Source organism: Pseudomonas taiwanensis, from assembly GCF_013393345.1.
In the GTDB taxonomy this organism is placed as follows: Bacteria; Pseudomonadota; Gammaproteobacteria; order Pseudomonadales; family Pseudomonadaceae; genus Metapseudomonas; species Metapseudomonas resinovorans_C.
The window spans coordinates 1-18,850 of sequence record NZ_QJRF01000066.1; the positions used below are offsets into that span (position 1 = coordinate 1).

An 18,850-nucleotide genomic window follows, 5' to 3' on the forward strand; every position below is an offset into this window, starting at 1 on the left:
GTCACGCTGGTGGCATCCGTCACACCCACCAGAGTGATGCTGTTGGCGCCGATCGCCACCCGGGTATCCGCCCCGACATCGGTGATCACCACGTTGGCTGCGAAGTTTGCCGCGGTGATGCCCAGGGACGCCACGTTCAGCAGGTCCTGGCCACCCACCGGGTTGGCATCGAAGCTGAGGACGCGATCCTGGCCGAAGTTCCCGCCGAACACGAAGGTGTCGTTGCCCGCGCCGCCACTCAGCGTGTCGTTACCCGCACCACCGTTGAGCGTGTCGTTACCCGCACCGCCGTTGATGGTGTTCGCCAAGGCATTGCCGGTGCCGCTGAAGTTGCCGGCGCCTCCCGACAGCAAGGTCTCGACGTTCGCCGCCAGGGTGTAGCTCGCCAGGTTCGTCCACACCGTGTCGGCGCCCTGGTTCGCCAGCTCCATGACCACATCCCCGGCTTCCGTCACCACGTAGATGTCGTCCCCCTGTCCACCGATCATGGTGTCGTTGCCGGAACCGCCACCCAAGGTGTCGTTCCCGAGGCCACCCACGAGCATGTCGTTACCGGCACCGCCTTGCAGCACGTTGTTACCGTTGCCGCCCCGGATCACGTTGGTCACGGCGTTGCCATTACCGGTGAAGCTCGCGGCACCGCCATAACTCAGGTTCTCGACGTTCACACCCAGGGTGAAGGTGGTCAGCGTTGTCCACACCAGGTCGGTGCCCTGCCCGTTCTGCTCGACCACCACGTCGCCCGCATCGCTGACCACGAAGGTGTCGTCACCCAGACCACCGGCCAGGGTATCGTTGCCCGAACCACCATCCAGCGTGTCGTTGCCGGCCCCACCCACCAGGTTGTCGGCGCCGGCGCCGCCCATCAGGGTGTCGTTGCCGACGCCACCGGTAATGGTGTTGGCCAGGACGTTGCCGTTGCCGGCGAAGTTGCCGCTTCCGCCATAGACCAGGTTCTCGACGTTGGCGGTCAGGGTGTAGCTCGCCAGGGTCGTCCAGACCAGGTCAGTGCCCTGTCCGTTCTGCTCGTTCACCACGTCGCCGGGATTGCTGACCACGAAGGTGTCATCGCCCAAGCCGCCGGACATGGTGTCGTTGCCGGCCCCACCATCGAGCACGTCGTTGCCCGCGCCGCCACTCAGCGTGTCGTTGCCGGCCCCGCCACTGATCAGGTCGTCACCGGCCGCACCGGTCAGCGTGTCATTGCCAGGCCCGCCGTTGAAGATGCCACCGACCCGCGCCGTCGCCAGCGACGCCACCGAGTTGTTGAAGCCACTGTCATCGACGTAGCTGGTGACCACCCGCAGGAACAGCCCGACCTGCGCCGTTCCCGGCGTGAAAGTGGCCGTCGTGGCACCACCGATGTTGCCCCAGGTGGTGCCGTTGTTCGACGACTGCCACTGGAAGCCGAACACCGAGGTCGTCGTGCCATCGACGTCCGCCACCGTACCCCGCGAGGCCGTCAGCAGCTGGTTCTGGGTCGGCGTGGTATCGCTGATCACCGGTGCCCCCGTCGGCGCATCGTTGACCTGCGTGGCCGAAACCAGATCGGTCACATTCGACAGCACCGTCTCCAGCACGCCATTGGCGTCCTTGTAGATGGCCATCACCCGCAGGGCCAGGCCGGCCAGGTCTTCCGTGATGCGGAAGGTCCGGCCAGTGGCGCGGGCCACCTCACCGGCGGCAACGGAGACGATATCTTCGAAGATGCCGGTACCCGGATTGGTTTCCACCTGCCAGTAATAGGACACCGGACCGGTGATGACGCCACCGGGGTTGTCGGCGTCGGTGACACCCGCCAGGGATGCGCTCAGCAGCGAGCCGACTTCAGGCGTGCCGTCACTGATGCTCACGACGCCTACCGGGCGTGCATCGGTGCCGGACAGGTCGATGATTCCATCGGTGAACTGCAGGCGCTCGATGCTGGTCAGGCGGTCGGTGCCGTCACGGCCGGCCACCAGGTCGGTGACAGTGACTGAACCATCCAGGTTCACGGTGAAGTCGTACTCGGAGGAAAGCCCCTGATAAGCCGCAGTATCCAACGCAGCAGTGCCCTGCAGGATCTCCCGCACGACCACCAGTTGCCCCGCCCTGTAGGTGCCGTTGACCATCAGCGACACCATGTCGGTCATGTTGTTGAAGCTGGCGATCTCCGGACCGCTGCCATCGACGTTCTGGCGCACGCTGATGCGTACGTTCAGCCACTTGTCACCATCGATCAGGTCATCGCCACCCCGTCCCATGATGATGTCGCTACCGCTGCCGCCGAGGATGATGTTGCCACCGTCGAAGAAGGTGACACCGGCACCCAGGAACTCCTGCAGCCCGGCGATCAGGCCGATGTTGGTCAGCACGCTGCCCTTGGCGCCTGCCGTCGGCAGACTGGTGGCGTCGGAATCGTCGCCACTGAGCACGTCACCGAACGCCGATCCCGACAGGCCCTCGACGAAGTCGAAGCGGGCCAGCACCGACGCACCCGAGCCCGGTTGCTGCGGCTGATCGAAGAAGCGATCGCTGATGTCGATGGTGACACCACGGGTATCGTTCTTGAAGGTCGCCCAGTCGTAGCCGGAAGACCCGATGTAGCGATCACCCTGGCCAGCGCTGCCGACCATGATGTCGTCACCGCCCTCGCCGTTGAACTTGTCGTTCTCGCCGCTGCCGATGTACACGTCGTTGCCGGCGATCGGGTCGTTGCCGGCCGGATCGAAGTTGTCGCCAGGGGCGCCGTCGGAGGTGCCGGCTTCCAGCCAGTCGTCCCCTTCGTTACCCATGTCCTGTTCGTTGGCCTTCGAGCCCAGGATGAAGTCGTTGCCCTGGCCACCGAAGGCTTCGCTGGCGTCCTCACCGGTGATGATGAAGTCATTGCCGAAGCCGCCGAGGATCAGGTTGACGCCGTTGCCGCCCTGGATCACGTCGTTGCCGTTGTCACCCTTGATGTTGTCGTCGCCACCCACGTCCGTGATGATGTCGTCGCCGTCGCCACCATTAATGAAGTCATTGCCGTAGCCGCCATCCAGACGGTCGTTGCCGCCGTCGCCATAGAGGGTGTCATCGCCCTCGCTGGAGCGCAGGATGTCGTTACCGGCGCTACCACCCAGCACCACATGGTCGGCACCGCGATACAGCAGGTAGTTGGTATCGGTCCCGGGGGTGTCCGGGTTGTCGCGTACCACCAGCGGCAGCAGCGGGTTGTCCCCCAGCGGGTCGGAGTTGCCGGCGATGCCGTCTGCGCCGACGACATCGTCCGCGGTGCCCTGGATGCCATCGGCCCCCGCTTCGTTGAGACCGGTGTGTTGCAGCAGCGGGTTGACCTCCAGGGTAAAGGCGGGGGTCAGGAAGACCACGCCCGGCAGGTGGGTGGCGGTGGTGTTGGCCATGATCAGCTTGGCGAACGAGTTGCCTTCCAGCTCGGCATTGAAGTTCAGGCCGGCGGTACGCTCCAGGTAGTAGAAGCGGTCACCGTCCTGGAGTTTCTCCAGCTGGTTCTCGAACACGAAGTTGAAGGTCGAGCCGAGCATGCCGCCGAACGGCGTGACCTTCTCGGCCAGGCCGCCGATCCAGAAGTCCACCAGGTTCAGGCCGGTTTCCACGCCAGCCCAGGTGCCGGTGCTGTTGAGGAAGTCCAGCCGGTCGGCAGGCGCCCCTGCCCCTCCCAGGACGATGGCGGTCGCCGCGGCACGCTTCTCGGCCAGGGTGGTTGCTGTTACGTCGATGGAGTCATGGGTACCGTAGGCCGCGATGAAGTTGATCAGCGACTCCGGATGCTTCAGGTGCAGCACCATGTCGGCCCAGCTGACGTAGGGCTTCAGGTTGGCGTCGCCGGTGGCTTCATAGAACTGCGCGCGAGCGTGGTTGAGCGTTGCCACGCCGGTATCACGGCCCCGAGCGATGTTCAGTGCGGCGAGGTCGAGCGGCAGGCCCACCAGGTTGTTGCGCAGGGCCTCCGTGACGAACTCGTCGATCTGGTTACCCACGGTGCGCGTCACGCCCCGGATGATGGCGCTGGTGGCGTCTTCCGGAGTCAAACCGCTGGCGGCATAGGCCAGGGGGTTGAGGAAGGCGGCGATCAGGCCCAGTTGCTGGTCATTGGTCGGGTGCAGCGGATCGACCGTGACCGGGTTGAAGTTGGCGTCGAAGCGGTCGACCGTCTCGGTCAGCATCGAGTGGCCGAAACGGTAAACCGTGTGGGCGAACTCGGCGACGATCGAGGGATCGAGGTTGACGTCATAAACCTGGGTCGGCGCGAAGAACGGGTCGACGTTCGGCTGGATGGTCCGCGCGAACTCCTCGAACACCAGGTGTTGGTACTGCATTTCAGTACCGAACTTGGCGGTCTGGAACAGCCGCTCGCCATTCCACTGCAGGGCAGCGATTTCGCCAGCCGTGGTCGGGAACACAGCCGGTGCGGTACCCGGCAGCAGCCACTCGGCGAGGAACGCCAGGTCGTTGCTGGCCAGCACGGTGGTCTTGGTCTGCGCCACCAGGCGGTTGTGCTCGGAGTGGAAGATCGCGTGTACAGCGGTCAGGCCGATGTTCTCGTTGACCCGGCCGTCACCGGCCATGTAGTGCGCGTCGAGCAGCTCGTTGTCGTAGGTCCCCGCCGCCGGGGTGGTGCCCACGTTGACGATGTCGTCGGCGTCGGCAGTCAGGCCACCGGTGGGGTCGGCACTGTGGGCGATGTCGATGAGGAACTGGTGACCGGTGCTCACCGCGCCGGTCAGGCTGATCCCAAGACCGCCGTTGGCGGTCGGGTCGCCTTGGACCAGCACATCGTCCGCAGTACCCGGCAGACCATCCGGGCCCACGAAGACCACCATCGGGAAACCATTCGACCCCTTGATGAAGTTGCCATAGTCGTCGGTGGCCAGCAGCGGCACATCGAACACGTTGGCATCGGTCAGGTTGATCCCCAGCATGTCGCGGGCCTGCGCCTTGACCACCGCCCAGGTGGCCATGCCGCCGATCTCGACATCGTCGGCGGTACCGAACTGGCCGTCAGCGCCCAGGTTGCGGTTGGTGATCAGCTCACCGGTGGCCACCGGACCATTGGCCGTCATCACGTACTCGCGCAGGAACACCTGGTGCGATGGGTGCGAGCTGTAGGTCTGGTTCTGGTCGACAAAGGGCGACGTGGTGTTCTCGTTCTGCCCGGGCACGCCACCCACCTGGGTAGCGCGGGTGAGGACCATGAAGTTGGTCGGGCTACCCACCACGAAGCGCGGATCGTCCGGTTGCAGCGGGATGAACACAGTGCCGCTGCCACCCTTGGTCACCAGGTCCAGGCCGTGGTCGAAGAACTGCCCGAAGAAGGTCATCCAGGCGTTGAACGGCGCAGTCAGGCCGGCATCCGGCATCTCGTTGGGGATGAAGTTCACCAACTGGTCATCGGCGGTGCCAAACAGACCATCCAGGCCCGGGCTGGTCACCACGGTCGAACCATCAGTCCCCGCGGCCGCCGCAACGGCTGCCGGGTTGTTGTTGGTCTGGTCGACGATCAGGTTGGAGATGGTACGTGGGTCGCTGTCCACCACGCTGGTGGAGGAGTTGTAGTTGGTGTTGGTCACACCGAGGAACGGTGCTTCATCGTTCTCGTTGGTGAACTCCGGCGGCAGCAGGCGCGGGAAGGTGTTGTCGGCAGCACCGAACTGGCTCTGGTCGATACCGGAGAAGTTCAGCAGGTTGTTGAACTCACCGGTTACCGTACGCAGGCCCATCGAGGCGCGGATATTGGGCAGCAGCGACAGCAGGTCGGCGCCACCGGCGTGGGCTTCGGCAATCTTGATCTGGTCAAGAATGAAGTTCAGGTCTCCGCGTACCAGTTGAATGCCGGGGCCGCTCTGGGCGACGCCGGGCCCCGGGTCGACCACCAGGGTGGGCGGCGGCGGGGTGAAGGCTGCCACGGCAGCGGAGGGCGCGGAGAACACCTGCTCGGTCACGCCGTTGGCATCCTGGTAGACGCCCTTGACCCGGAGCGACAGGCCCGCGAGGTCTGGAGTGATCCGGAAGCGGATGCCGTTGGCGCTCTGGAAGGCCAGGTCGCCCGCCGGGGCGGCAATGATGTCCTCGAAGACGCCGGTGCCCGGATTGCGCTCGACCTGCCAGACGTAGTTGACGTCGGTAATGTCACCGCCGGGGTTGTCGTTGTCGTTGATCCCCGCAGCCGAAACCGTGAGGAAATCGCCCACTTGCAGGCCGCCGCCATTGGCATCGCTGATGGTCAACAAACCCGTCGGCTCGGCGTTGAGGCCGGTGACCAGAACCTGTCTACCGTCGGAGAACTGGATGCGCTCGACGTTGGTCAGCCGGTCGATGCCGTCACGGCCAGCCACCGAGTCAGTCACGGTGACCGAGCCGTCGGCATTGGTCACCACCGTGTAATCGGCGGCACGGCCCTGGTAATTGGCGGTGTCGAAGTCAGCACCTCCATTGAGCAGTTCACGCACGGCCACCAGTTGGCCGGGGTTGAAGGTGTGGTTCAGCATCAGTGGGATCAGGTCCACCATGCTGTCGAAGCTGGCGATTTCCGCACCAGTGCCGTCTGCGTTGGCACGTACGCTGATGCGCACGTTCAGCCACAGGTCGCCATCGATCAGGTCATTGCCGCCACGACCTTCCATGATGTCGCTGCCGCCACCGCCAAGGATGATATTGCCGCCGATGAAGGTATCCACCAGATCGTCGGCGGTGCCGAGGATGGCGTCCGCACCGACCGATGCCTGGTTACCGAGGAACGCCCGCAGGCCAGTGATCAGGTCAAGATTGGTCAGCGCGCCGCCAGTGGCGCCGCCGTGGTTGATGATGGTGGTCGGATCGACGTCGTCACCACGCAGGATGTCGGCGAAGTCCGAACCCGAAAGGCCTTCCACTTCGGCGAAACGGTCGAAGATCGAGGCCGGCGACTGGGCCACCGGGAAGGCGATGTGGTCGCCCACTTCACCGATGCCGAGGAATGCCGCCAGGGAAAGGTCGACGGTGACGCCGATGGTGTCGTTCTTGTAGGTGACCCAGTCATAGCCGGACATACCGTCCATCTTGTCCTGGGCATCACTGCCGACAAAGATGTCGTCGCCGCCCTCCCCGATCATCTCGTCGAAGCCGCCGCCGCCGATGAAGACGTCGTGGCCGATCACGTTGTCAGCCAGCAGGGGCGCGAAGTTGTCGCCGGGCGCGCCGTCCTGGGTACCCCACTCGATCCAGTCGTTACCCTCGTTACCAGTGGGTGGCAGGCTGGTCTTGGCGCTGTAGATGAAGTCGTCGCCCTGGCCGCCGAAGGTGGTGGACATGTCTTCGATGGTGACGATGAAGTCCTTGCCGTTGCCGCCAAGGATCAGGTTGCCGGCGCCGCCGGCCATCATGTTGCCGACGTGGATCACGTCGTTGCCGTCGCCACCTTCCATGCGGTTGTCGCCGCCGGCATCGGTGATGATGTCGTCACCTGCGCCGCCCATGACGGTGTCGTTGCCGTAACCGCCCTCCAGCACGTCGTTGCCGCCATCGCCATACAGCGTGTCGTCACCTTCGCCGGAAATGATGGTGTCGTTGTTCGCCGTACCGCCGAGCACCACATGGTCTTCACCGGTGTAGCGCAGGTAGTTGGTTTCCACGGCTGCGGTGTTGGGGTCGTCGCGCATCACCAGCGCAGCGATTTCCACGCCGTTGATGAGGATGCCGCCAGTGGGGTCGGCGCGGCCGTCCACGCCAAGGCCGGTGTGCTGCGCGGCCTGGTTGACCTCGAGGGTCCAGGTCGGGGTGGAGAAGATCGCATTCGGCAAGTGGGTGACGTCGGTGTTGAGCATCACCAGCTTGGCGAAGGAGTTGTTCTCCAGCTCGGTGCCGAAGTTCATCCCCGCGGTGCGCGACAGATAGTAGAAGCGGTCGCCATTCTGCAGGGACTCCAACTGGGTCTCGAAGACGAAGTTGAAGGTCGAGCCCAGCATGCCGCCAAAGGGCATCTTCTCTTCGGCCAGGCCGCCGATCCAGAAGTCCACCAGGTCCAGGCCGGTGGTGGTCACGCCGTTGGCGGCACTGGCCCAGGCGCCCGTGCTGTGCAGGAAGTCCAGGCGGTCGGCCGGCTCACCGGCCCCCCCCAGTACCAGCAGGGTGGCGGCCGCGCGTTTGGCCGCCAGGGAAGTGGCACCCGTGATGCTGGTGTGGGTGCCGTAGGCGGCAATGAAGTTGATCAGCGACTCCATGTGCTTGAGGTGATCGGCGAAGTCCACCCAGCTGGTATAGGGGGTCAGCTGTTCGTCGCCAGTCATCTGGAAGAACTCGCGACGCGCCGCGTTCAGCGACGGGACACCAGTGTCGCGGCCACGGGCGATGTTCAGTGCTGCCAGGTCAAGCGGCAGGCCCACCAGGTTATTGCGCAGGGCCTCGGTGACGAACTCATCGATCTCATTGCCCACGGTGCGGGTCAGGCCACGCACGATGGCACCCGCCGCCGCTTCGGCGCTCGGGCCGCTGGCGGCATAGGCCAGCGGGTTGAGGAAGGCGGCGATGAGGCCGATCTGCTGGTCGTTGGTCGGGTGCAGCGGGTCGACCGTGACCGGGTTGAAGTTCGGGTCGAAGCGGTCGATGGTCTCGGTCAGCATCGAGTGGCCGAAGCGGTAAACCGTGTGGGCGAACTCGGCGACGATGGACGCATCGATGGTGGTGTCATAGCCGGACGGCGCCAGGAATTCGTCGACCTGGGGCTGGATGGTCCGGGCGAACTCTTCGAACACCAGGTGCTGGTACTGCATCTCGGTGCCGAACTTGGCGGCCTGGAACAGCCGCTCGCCGTTCCAATCCAGCGCGGCGATCGCCGCGGGCGTGGTGGGGAACACGGCGGGCGCGGTACCCGGCATCAGCCAGGGAGTCAGCTCGGCCAGGTTGCCGGAAGCCAGCAGGGTGGTCTTGGTCTGCTCCACCAGGCGGTTGTGTTCGGAGTGGAACACATGGTGCACCGTGGTCAGGCCGATGTTCTCGTTGACCCGTCCGTCGCCGGCCATGTAGTGGGCATCCAGCAGTTCGCCGTCGTAGGTACCGGCCGGCTGCACGCCGCCGATCACGCCGTTGTTGTCGCGAACCAGGCCAGCTGCGGCCGAGGGGTCGGCGCTGTGGGCGATATCGATGAGGAACTGATGACCGGTGCCGACCGCATTGGCCAGGCTGATGGGCGCCAGCGGATTGCCTTCCACCAGGACGTCGTCCGCAGTGCCGGCGAGACCATCGGCCCCCTTCATCACCACTTGCGGGAAGCCGTTCGGCCCCTTGATGAAGTTGCCGTAGGCATCGGTGGCCAGCAGCGGCACATCGAACACGTTGGCATCGGTCAGGTTGATCCCGAGGATGTCGCGGGCCTGGGCCTTGACCACCGCCCAGGTGGCCATGCCGCCGATTTCCACATCATCAGCGGTGCCGAAGTCACCATCGGCGCCAAGCGAGCGATTGGTGATCAGCTTGCCGGTCGCGTGTGGATGGCCGTCTGCGCCGATCTCGTAGGCACGCAGGAACACCTGGTGCGAGGGGTGTGAGCTGTAGGTCTGGTTCTGGTCGACGAAGGGCGAGGTGGTGTTCTGGTTCAGGCCGGGGCCGCCGAACTGGGTGGCACGGGTCAGCACCATGAAATTGGTCGGGCTACCGGCGACGAAGCGCGGGTCGTCCGATTGCAACGGGATGAAGATGATGTCGTTGCCGCCCTTGGTCACCAGGTCCAGGCCGTGGTCGAAGAACTGCCCGAAGAAGGTCATCCAGGCATTGAAGGGGGCCGAGAGTCCGGCATCCGGCGCGACGTTGGGAATGAAGAAGGTCGGTGTGTCATCGGCCGTGCCAAACAGGCCATCGAGGCCAGGACTGGTCACGATCTGGGCGCCGTCCTTGAGCACATCGTCGGCGGTTCCGAGGGTCCCGTCCAGGCCGGGGTCGAAGGCCGTCGCCACCGCTGCCGGGTTGTTGGCCGTCATGTCGACAATCAGGTTACTGATGGTGCGCGGCTGGGAGTCGATCACCGTTCCGGTCGTCTGCGCGTAGGAGGTTCCCGCCTCCGCAGGGCGGAACACCGGGTCCAGCAGGCGCGGGAAAATGTTGTCCGCAGCGCCGAATTCGGTCTGGCCGGCGAACAGGTTGTTGAACGAACCATCGATGGTGCGCAGGCCGAACGGCACCTGCACGTTGGGTAGCAAGTCGCGAAGGTCCTCACCGGAAGCGTGTGCTTCAGCGATGAGAATCTGCTGGAGGATGAAATCCAGGTCCGCGAGGTTGAAATTGGCCATTTTGCTGATTCCTCAATTCCGACTGAGTAGGGGCGAGCGCCATGGCAGCAAGGTCAGGCGCCACGCTTTCGACTTGACTTCGGGATTTGGGGGACTAGATGACGCCTACCTTGAAGCGACGCTGGTGCTAGCGCAGTTCATGCTCTTCAGCAGGAGGTTCTATCCCTGAAGGTGCCGGCAATATGTACCGGCACCAAGGTCAACGACCCGGCGGGCCGTGATACTCGGAGAGATGTGAAGAGATGGGCGGAATCGCCGCCTGGAATGGAGCTGAATGGACAGTGCTCATGACGTTCTCCCTAGCTTTTATTGTTTCCCGGCTAAGGCTGCAGCGCCCTCACGATGCAGCTGCCCACGGCACGAAACAATTTCTTACACACCTGACTAAAGATTCGGCCAAAAACACTGTCAAGCGACCGTCATTCCTACGGTTTTTGCTCTTTTTGATTAGTTAACTTATTGTTTTTTAATGTTTTAAATATGAAACATGTGCTTACAAAGATGAGAAGTACACGCCATTACGGGGCCATCCCCACCCTTTTCGGGGCCATTACCCAACGCTGAAAAGCCCGTCCTAGAGCCTTTCAGCCATCCATCTTCCGTTGATCCGCTGTTTGCCACCGCCCGGAAGCATCAGGTAGATGCTTGCAAAATCGGCGAATAGGTGAGTCAAAAAACCGTGCTTTTTGCCTGAATGGCCAAAGCAGGAGGGGTTTTGTGTAGGAGCGAGCTTGCTCGCGAAAGGGGCGGCTCAGAAGCTTCGCGAGCAAGCTCGCTCCTACAAGTCCGCATGCGCCCCATGATGAGGGGCGCAAGAAAGGGGTTCAGGCCAGACGCACGCTGGGAGTACGACTCGCCACTTCCAGTTCGCCGATCTTCTCCAGCCGTGCCCGCACGATGTTGCGGCTGATGCCCAGCAAGCGGGCGGTCTGCAACTGGTTGCCGTGGCAGAAGCGGTAGGCGGTGCGGAACAACCGTTCCTCGATCTTCTCGTAGAGGTCAGGCTGATTTTCCTCGAACAGCGCTTCCAGCGCGGCCTCGAGTCCAACGGGCTGTAACGGCACGTCCTGGCGAATCGAGGCCGGACGCAGTTCCACCAGTTGCAGGTCGCCGGGTTGAACTTCGCGATTGCGGCAAACCAGCAGGGCGTGGTGGATGGAGTTCTCCAGCTCGCGGATGTTGCCCGGCCAGCTGTGGGCGAGCAGCTTGCGCTCAGCCCCCTCGCTCAGGCTCGCGGGCGTGTAGCCAAGGCGCCGCGAATGTTCGGCGAGGAAGAACTCCGCCAGAGGCAGGACATCGCCCTTGCGCTCGCGCAGTGGCGGCAATTTGATGCTGGCCACATGCAGCCGATAGAACAGGTCCTCGCGAAAGTGCCCCGCCACCACGGCATCCGCCAGGTTCACGTTGGTCGCCGCCACCAGGCGCACGTCGATTGGAATCGGCGTGCGCGAGCCCAGTCGTACCACCTCCCGCTCCTGCAGCACTCGCAGCAGCTTCACCTGCATGTTCAGCGGCAGGTCGCCGATCTCATCGAGGAACAAGGTGCCGCCGTTGGCCGTCTCGAACCAGCCGGCCTTGGCCTGGGTGGCACCGGTGAAGGCACCCTTCTCGTGGCCGAACAATTCGCTTTCCACCAGGGTTTCGGCAAAGGCGCCGCAATTCACCGCCACGAACGGGCCGCCAGCGCGGCGACTGAGATTGTGGATATGCCGGGCCACCAGCTCCTTGCCCGTGCCGGTCTCGCCGATGATCAGCGCATTGGCCTCACTGGGTGCCAGGCGCTCGATGCGGCCAAGCAGTTCCTGGGATGCCGGGTCCTTGAAGACCAGCACGGTTGCCCGTACCGACTTGGTCAGTTCACGGGCATTGGGGAGAGTAAGCAGAGACATGGTGCATTCCTGGCAGCCGATAGCGCAGGGGAATGATGCCCGAACACATATAGATAAAAAAATTATTGATTGATATTTATATATTCCAATTTCGCATATAAGAGCTATCCGAATACCCCGCAGAAGTGTTGCCACAGCAACACTTCATCAGCACAACTGTTGCCCATTCACCAACAAAAACCGGAAAACAGCGCTGAACTGCCCTGATTCAGCACACTTTTCGCCTTGGTACGCCCTTTGCTCTGTCCTGCTGCACACAGAGCAACATCACAAGGGATTCCCCATGACCAAGCCGATCAAAGTGGTCGCTGTCACCGGCAGCACCTTCCGCCCTTCCCGCACCCTGGTCCTGACCCAGGCCATCGTCGCCGAACTGGGCCAGCACCTGACCATCCAGAGTCACCTGATCGAACTGGGCGACATCGCTCGCTCGGTAGGCGGCGCCCTGTCCCGCAAGGAACTGCCGGAGACCGTCGAGCATGAACTGCGCGCCATCGAATCCGCCGACCTGCTGGTGGTGGCCACCCCGGTCTATCGCGGCACCTATCCGGGCCAGTTCAAGCACCTGTTCGACCTGATCGACCAGAACGCCCTGATCGACACCCCGGTGCTGCTCGCCGCCACCGGCGGCAGCGAGCGCCATGCGCTGGTCCTCGACCACCAGTTGCGTCCGCTGTTCAGCTTCTTCCAGTCGCTGACCCTGCCCATCGGCGTCTACGCCTCCGAGTCCGATTTCGACGACTACCAGATCAGCAGTGACGCGCTGAACGCCCGCATCCAGCTCGCCGCCGAACGTGCAGCGCCTCTGTTCCCCGGCGCTGCCGCGGACCTGCTGAAGATTGCCTGAAGGACCTGACATGAACGTTTTCTGGTTTCTCCCCACCCACGGCGATGGTCATTTCCTTGGCACCAGCCAGGGCGCCCGACCGGTCTCCCTGCCTTACCTCAAGCAGGTGGCACAAGCCGCCGACAGCCTCGGCTACTACGGGGTGCTGATCCCCACCGGCCGCTCCTGCGAGGACTCCTGGGTGGTGGCCTCGGCCCTGGCACCACTGACCGAACGCCTGCGCTACCTGGTGGCGATCCGTCCGGGGATCATCTCTCCCACCGTTTCCGCGCGCATGGCCGCGACCCTCGACCGCCTTTCCGGCGGCCGTCTGCTGATCAACGTGGTCACCGGCGGCGACCCCGACGAGAACCGTGGCGACGGCATCCACCTGAGCCACGCCGAGCGCTATGAAGTCACCGACGAATTCCTGCGCATCTGGCGCCGTGTTCTGCAAGGTGAGTCGGTCAACTTCGAGGGCAAGCACATCCAGGTGGAGAACGCCAAGGCGCTCTACCCGCCGCTCCAGCAGCCCTACCCGCCGCTCTATTTCGGCGGCTCCTCCGATGCGGCCCATGACCTGGCTGGCGAGCAGGTGGACGTCTACCTGACCTGGGGCGAACCACCGGCAGCGGTGGCGAAGAAGATCGCCGATGTGCGCGAACGCGCCGCCCGCCACGGTCGCACGGTGAAGTTCGGCATCCGCCTGCACGTGATCGTCCGCGAAACCGAGGAAGAAGCCTGGCGCGCCGCCAGCAAGCTGATCGAACACATCTCCGACGACACCATCGCCGCCGCCCAGCAGTCCTTCGCCCGCTTCGATTCCGAGGGCCAACGGCGCATGGCCGCGCTGCACGGCGGCCGCCGCGACAACCTGGAGATCGCGCCCAACCTCTGGGCCGGCGTCGGCCTGGTACGCGGTGGCGCCGGCACTGCCCTGGTGGGCGATCCGCAGCAGGTGGCGGAGCGCATCAAGGAGTACGCGGACCTCGGCATCGAGAGTTTCATCTTCTCCGGCTACCCGCACCTGGAAGAGGCCTACCGCTTCGCCGAGCTGGTGTTCCCGCTACTGCCCGAGCCTTACGCGAGCCTGGCCGGACGCGGTGTGACCAACCTCACCGGTCCCTTCGGCGAGATGATCGCCAACGACGTGCTGCCCAAGACCGCCGCCGCCCGCTGAACTGCCCCCGCCCCTTCCCGGCGAAGGGGCGATGCAACGACAAGAAATCCACCTGAAGAGGTAATCCGCGTGAATGCCCCGCAGCATCTCACCCGCCCCACACCGCTGCAGATTGCGCGCGAGCTGGCGGCCGGCTTCGCCGAAACCGCGGCCGAACGCGACGCCCGTGGCGGCACGCCCAAGGCCGAGCGCGACGCGATCCGCCAAAGCGGCCTGCTGTCACTGATCATTCCTGAGGAACATGGCGGCCTGGGTCACGACTGGCAGACCACCCTGGATGTGATACGCGAGTTCGCCCGCGTGGACAGTTCCATCGCCCATGTCTTCGGCTTCCAGCACCTGATGCTGGCCACGGTGCGACTGTTTTCCCGCGCCGAACAATGGCAGCCGTGGTTCCAACTCACCGCACGCAATCGCTGGTTCTGGGGCAACGCCCTGAACCCGCTGGACACCCGTACCACGGTGAAGAAGTTCGCCGGCTGGCGCGAGTTCTCCGGCAAGAAGAGCTTCTGCTCGGGCGCGCTGGATTCGCAGATGCTGATCGCCTCCGGCCTCGATGAAGAGAGCGGCAAGCTGCTGATCGCCGCCATCCCCACCGCCCGCAGCGGCATCAGCCTGGCGGATGACTGGGACAACATGGGCCAGCGCCAGACCGACAGCGGCAGCGCCCTCTTCGAGCGCGTGCGGGTCGAAGAAAACGAGCTGCTGCTGGACCCGGGCCCCTTGAGCACGCCATTCGCCTGCCTGCGCCCGCTGATCGCCCAGCTGATTTTCACCCACATCTACCTGGGCATTGCAGAAGGCTCCTTCGAGGACGCCCGCGCCTACACCCTCAAGGAGGCGCGGCCCTGGTTCAAATCGCCCGCCAGCCACATCGGCGAAGACCCCTACGTCCTGGCCCACTACGGCGAGTTCTGGGTTGGCCTGGAAGGTGTTCGCGCGCTGGTGCAACGCGCCTCCAGCCTGCTCGACGCCGCGTGGAACCAGGGACCAGACCTCGGGGAGGTCCAGCGCGGCGAGTTGGCCCTGGCCATCGCCACCGCCAAGGTGGCTGCCAGCCGCACCGGCCTCGACCTGTGCAGCCGCCTGTTCGAAGTCACCGGCGCACGCTCCACCCACGCCGCCCTGCGCCTGGATCGCCACTGGCGCAACCTGCGCACCCAGACCCTGCACGACCCGGTGGACTACAAGGTCCGCGAACTGGGCGAGTGGGCCCTCAACCAGACCCTGCCGAAGCCGACCTTCTACTCATGAAAGCACCGCGCCAAGCCTCTTCCAACCTGCTCACGCTGCCCCCCTCCCCGGCCCTGGCCACTTCGGTCAGGGCCACCGCCCAGGTATTCGAGGACCCGAAGTCCCAGTCCCTGCTGGCGCACCTCCAGCAAGTGGCGCCGAGCGAGGCCAGCGTGCTGATCATCGGCGAGACCGGCACCGGCAAGGAGCTGGTGGCGCGCCATGTGCACAACCTCAGCAGTCGCCGTGACGGCCCCTTCGTAGCGGTCAACTGCGGCGCGTTTTCCGAATCCCTGGTGGAAGCCGAACTGTTCGGCCATGAGAAAGGCGCCTTCACCGGCGCCCTGGCGGCCAAGGCGGGATGGTTCGAGGCGGCCAACGGCGGCACCTTGTTCCTCGACGAGATCGGCGACCTGCCGATGCCCATTCAGGTCAAGCTGCTGCGTGTGCTGCAGGAGCGTGAGGTGGTGCGCCTCGGCTCGCGCAAGAGCATTCCCATCGATGTGCGCGTGCTGGCGGCCACCAACGTGCAACTGGAAAAGGCCATCAACGCCGGGCACTTCCGCGAGGACCTCTACTACCGGCTCAACGTCGTCAGCCTGGAGCTCAGCCCGCTGCGCGAGCGCCCCGGCGATATCCTGCCGCTGACCCGTCACTTCATAGACGAATACAGCCGGCGCCTGGGCTATGGCCGCAGCGAGCTCAGCCCCGACGCTGAACGCAAACTGCGCGGCTACTCCTGGCCAGGCAATATCCGCGAGCTGGAAAACGTCATTCACCACACCCTGCTGATCTGCCGCGATGGCGTGATCCAGGCAGCCGACCTGCACCTGTCCAACCTGCGCATCGACCGCCCGGAAGAACCGCGCGGCGTCGAAGGGGGTGCCGAGGCGCAACTGCAACAGGCGTTCCAGCGCCTGTTCGAAGAGCAAGCTGGCGACCTCCACCAGAAGGTCGAAGACGCGCTACTGCGCGCGGCCTATCGCCATTGCCACTACAACCAGGTGCACACCGCCAACCTGCTGGGCCTCAGCCGCAACGTCACCCGCAGCCGCCTGATCGCCATCGGCGAGCTGGTGGTGAGCCGGCGCGGCGCGCAGCGCATCGATGGCCAGCGGGAAGTGCAGTTGTCGGTGTGAAAGCTCAGCTCGGTAGCAAGGCGCCGGCGGGCAATGAATCCGGGGCGTCGCACTCCCCCGTGCCGGGCGGGGAATCATCCTGGGCGCTGACGGGTTCATCCTCGGCATCCAGGCCGACGACGCCCAGCACGCGGTAGCAATCGACGTCGTCCTCCAGGGGAATGGCGAACAGTCGGACCGTTTCCGGCAGGGCGAAGCGATGTACCTCCTCGCCGATGGCGACACCATTGCGAAAGGCCTGCAAGTACAGCTCGGCGGCCACCGCCTCGCCCTCCTCGTCGCGGCTCAACACGCCGACGAGGCTGTCTTCTTCGTCAATGAATTGCTGCCAATGTCCGCGCAGGTGAACGTCCGCCGCCTGCACCGGGCCGACTGCCGACAGCCCGAACAGGCAGCAGAGCGCCAGGCCCCGAAAGCCCAGGTCCATCAGCGACTACTCAGCTGGCCGTAACCTTCCGGGGTCGGCAGGCCGAGCCATTCCTGCCAGCGCCGCAGGTCGCCACGCGCATTCTCGAACAGGGCGCTGGCCTGCATGTTGTCCAGGGATTTCACGCACGCTTCCAGCGCGGCGTCCTCCCGCAGGCAGGGGTTTTCAGGCGGCAACTGGGTGCCTGCCAGGTACGAAACCAGGAAGTAGGTCGCCGCGTTGTCGTTGGGGAAGATGTGCTTGCCGCCTGTGCGCAGCCAGCCGCGCAGGGCTTCGGTGAGGTTGTCGGCATAGGCCTTGGCGTCGGGCGTGAAATCGACCTCGGTGCAATCCTTCAGATACAGGCTGCTGGCGCTGTCGTCGGAGACCTTGCCGAAAACGGTGCAGTAGAGGTCCACGTATTTGCCCTCGACCACCGGCTCGGAATATTTGCGCGGATCGCTGTGGAGCTCCGCCTGCACGTTCAACTGCGGATGGGCGCCAGGCAGTTCCAGGACCACGTCGTCGGCATAGTCGACGCGCACGCCCAGGACCTCACCGGTGACGATGAGCTTGCGACCTTTGAAGAACGGGTCCACGGCGTCCTCGTCACCTTCGTATAACTGCGCCAGGCGCGAGCTGGGCATGCGCTCCACCGGGTTGACCATCGCCAGCTCGTTCAGCGCCGACTTTCCACCGGCCAGGGCGACCAGGTAGTCCTGCTCCATGATGTGCCGGAAGAAATTCAGGGCGCCCGGATTCACTTCCGGATGGTCCGCCGCATCCTGTCGCGTTGAGGCTTCACCCTCGGAGTAGATGCGCTGTGGCGCGGGGGTACTGGTCAGCTCGCGGGCGGTAGTGGTGATGTGCAGGCCCAGCAGGAACAGCGGCACCGAGAGCACGACCACAGCGACGCTGCACCCTTTTCCGGTCAGGCTTTCGATTGCCCGCCAGCTGGCGGGGCACAGCCAGATCGCACCGGAGAGCATCAGCAAGCCGCCGATGACGGAGTTGCGCATGACCCCGAACGAGACGGCCACCAGGACCGAACAGACGATCCAGCAGATCAGCCGGATGACAGGTATGAACTTCATTCAACGCCCCTTCTGGTAGCAAGACAGGCCCCGGATGTTCAGGGAGGCCCGAGCCTCCCTCGGGTCATCGACCGCGGGACGAGCGGATTCTTGAAGGGCGCGCGCGGAAATCAAAATCAGCAATGTTCATTTGGCGTTAGCAGGGTGCTGCCTGTGGACTCCGCTCTACGGATACCTTGCCTTCAATGCGCTCGTGCCAGCCGGAGGCAACCCTCTCCCCCGGCCCCTCTCCCTGAAGAGGAGAGGGGTGACTCGCGCCGGAGATTCCGTACGTCCCGGGGGCACCCTTCCTGTGGGGGCGAATTCATTGGCTATGTCTGCGTTAGCTGTTGCCAGAGATCGGCCATCGGTCCAGGAGCCTTGTAGGAGCTGGCTTGCTAGCGAAACGGGGCCATTTGCTGGCAAGCCAGCTCCTACGGGCACTGCAGCCACTTGCAACACTTAATGCGGACACAGCCAATTCATTCGCCAAGCAGGCCGAAGGGCTGCCCTGATACTCCGCGATGCCGGTAATCACCCTCTTCCGAACGCGTCCCGAAGTCCGCCCGGTGCAGGGGCCCAACAGCAATGAGCATTTTTGATTCGCATCAGGCCTACGGCGGCTTCGAAAATCGATGCCGTGACTACTTCAACGGAGTGCCTGAAATGCTGGTCCTGTGTCGCAATGTCGGGGAATCCCTGGTCATCCAGAACACCCCGGATACCCTCACGCGCATCAAGGTCGTTCGCACCGAGCGGCCCATGGTCATCCTGAGCGTGGAAACCCGCACCCTGGATGGGAAGCTCAAGGAAGTGACCGAACTTCGCCTGCCGGAAATCGCCTGACC

General features: G+C 64.3%; 9 protein-coding genes. 5 read left to right on the forward strand and 4 right to left on the reverse strand.

Features of this window, described 5'->3' with window-relative positions:
- Both DM872_RS17860 and DM872_RS17865 read right to left on the reverse strand, forming a co-directional pair.
- A partial coding sequence (locus DM872_RS17860) for a peroxidase family protein (RefSeq protein ID WP_179060728.1) occupies positions 1–10,256 on the reverse strand: 10,256 nt, incomplete at its 3' end.
- Between the two features lie 824 nt (positions 10,257–11,080).
- A complete protein-coding gene (locus DM872_RS17865; protein WP_179060729.1) occupies positions 11,081–12,145 on the reverse strand; it encodes a sigma-54 interaction domain-containing protein in 1,065 nt (354 codons plus the stop codon).
- 283 nt (positions 12,146–12,428) lie between these two features.
- Between DM872_RS17865 and msuE the strand changes: the two genes are divergently transcribed.
- From msuE to DM872_RS17885, 4 genes are all read left to right on the forward strand, one after another.
- Positions 12,429–12,992, forward strand: a complete 564-nt coding sequence (gene msuE / locus DM872_RS17870) for an FMN reductase (protein ID WP_179060730.1) — start codon at positions 12,429–12,431, stop codon at positions 12,990–12,992.
- A 10-nt stretch (positions 12,993–13,002) separates the two neighbouring features.
- Positions 13,003–14,151 (forward strand): FMNH2-dependent alkanesulfonate monooxygenase, encoded by a 1,149-nt coding sequence (gene ssuD / locus DM872_RS17875; RefSeq protein WP_179060731.1) that lies wholly within the window; start codon positions 13,003–13,005, stop codon positions 14,149–14,151.
- Positions 14,152–14,220: 69 nt separating this feature from the next.
- The gene (locus DM872_RS17880) at positions 14,221–15,405 is read left to right on the forward strand and encodes an acyl-CoA dehydrogenase family protein (RefSeq protein WP_179060732.1); all 1,185 of its coding nucleotides are present in this window, start codon (positions 14,221–14,223) and stop codon (positions 15,403–15,405) included.
- Positions 15,402–16,523, forward strand: coding sequence for a sigma-54 interaction domain-containing protein (locus tag DM872_RS17885; RefSeq protein ID WP_179060733.1), 1,122 nt, complete (start codon positions 15,402–15,404; stop codon positions 16,521–16,523). Before DM872_RS17880 ends, DM872_RS17885 begins: the two co-directional genes overlap by 4 nt.
- Before the next feature lie 4 nt (positions 16,524–16,527).
- On the opposite strand, the gene DM872_RS17890 is transcribed toward DM872_RS17885, so the two are convergent.
- Both DM872_RS17890 and DM872_RS17895 read right to left on the reverse strand, forming a co-directional pair.
- A complete protein-coding gene (locus tag DM872_RS17890) occupies positions 16,528–16,950 on the reverse strand; it encodes a hypothetical protein (RefSeq protein ID WP_179060734.1) in 423 nt (140 codons plus the stop codon).
- Positions 16,950–18,023 carry a hypothetical protein gene (locus tag DM872_RS17895; RefSeq protein WP_179060735.1) on the reverse strand — a complete coding sequence of 358 codons (1,074 nt, stop codon included), beginning with the start codon at positions 18,021–18,023 and terminating at the stop codon, positions 16,950–16,952. Before DM872_RS17895 ends, DM872_RS17890 begins: the two co-directional genes overlap by 1 nt.
- A 567-nt stretch (positions 18,024–18,590) precedes the next feature.
- Here DM872_RS17895 and DM872_RS17900 point away from each other — a divergent pair.
- The gene (locus DM872_RS17900; RefSeq protein WP_179060736.1) at positions 18,591–18,848 is read left to right on the forward strand and encodes a hypothetical protein; all 258 of its coding nucleotides are present in this window, start codon (positions 18,591–18,593) and stop codon (positions 18,846–18,848) included.
- Positions 18,849–18,850 lie beyond the last annotated feature (2 nt).

Bases quoted from the DNA above. Each gene is read 5' to 3' on its own strand.
- DM872_RS17890 (WP_179060734.1), bottom strand. From the start codon at position 16,950: ATGGACCTGGGCTTTCGGGGCCTGGCGCTCTGCTGCCTGTTCGGGCTG.
- DM872_RS17885 (WP_179060733.1), top strand. From the start codon at position 15,402: ATGAAAGCACCGCGCCAAGCCTCTTCCAACCTGCTCACGCTGCCCCCC.
- DM872_RS17895 (WP_179060735.1), bottom strand. From the start codon at position 18,023: ATGAAGTTCATACCTGTCATCCGGCTGATCTGCTGGATCGTCTGTTCG.
- DM872_RS17865 (WP_179060729.1), bottom strand. From the start codon at position 12,145: ATGTCTCTGCTTACTCTCCCCAATGCCCGTGAACTGACCAAGTCGGTA.
- DM872_RS17900 (WP_179060736.1), top strand. From the start codon at position 18,591: ATGAGCATTTTTGATTCGCATCAGGCCTACGGCGGCTTCGAAAATCGA.
- ssuD (WP_179060731.1), top strand. From the start codon at position 13,003: ATGAACGTTTTCTGGTTTCTCCCCACCCACGGCGATGGTCATTTCCTT.
- msuE (WP_179060730.1), top strand. From the start codon at position 12,429: ATGACCAAGCCGATCAAAGTGGTCGCTGTCACCGGCAGCACCTTCCGC.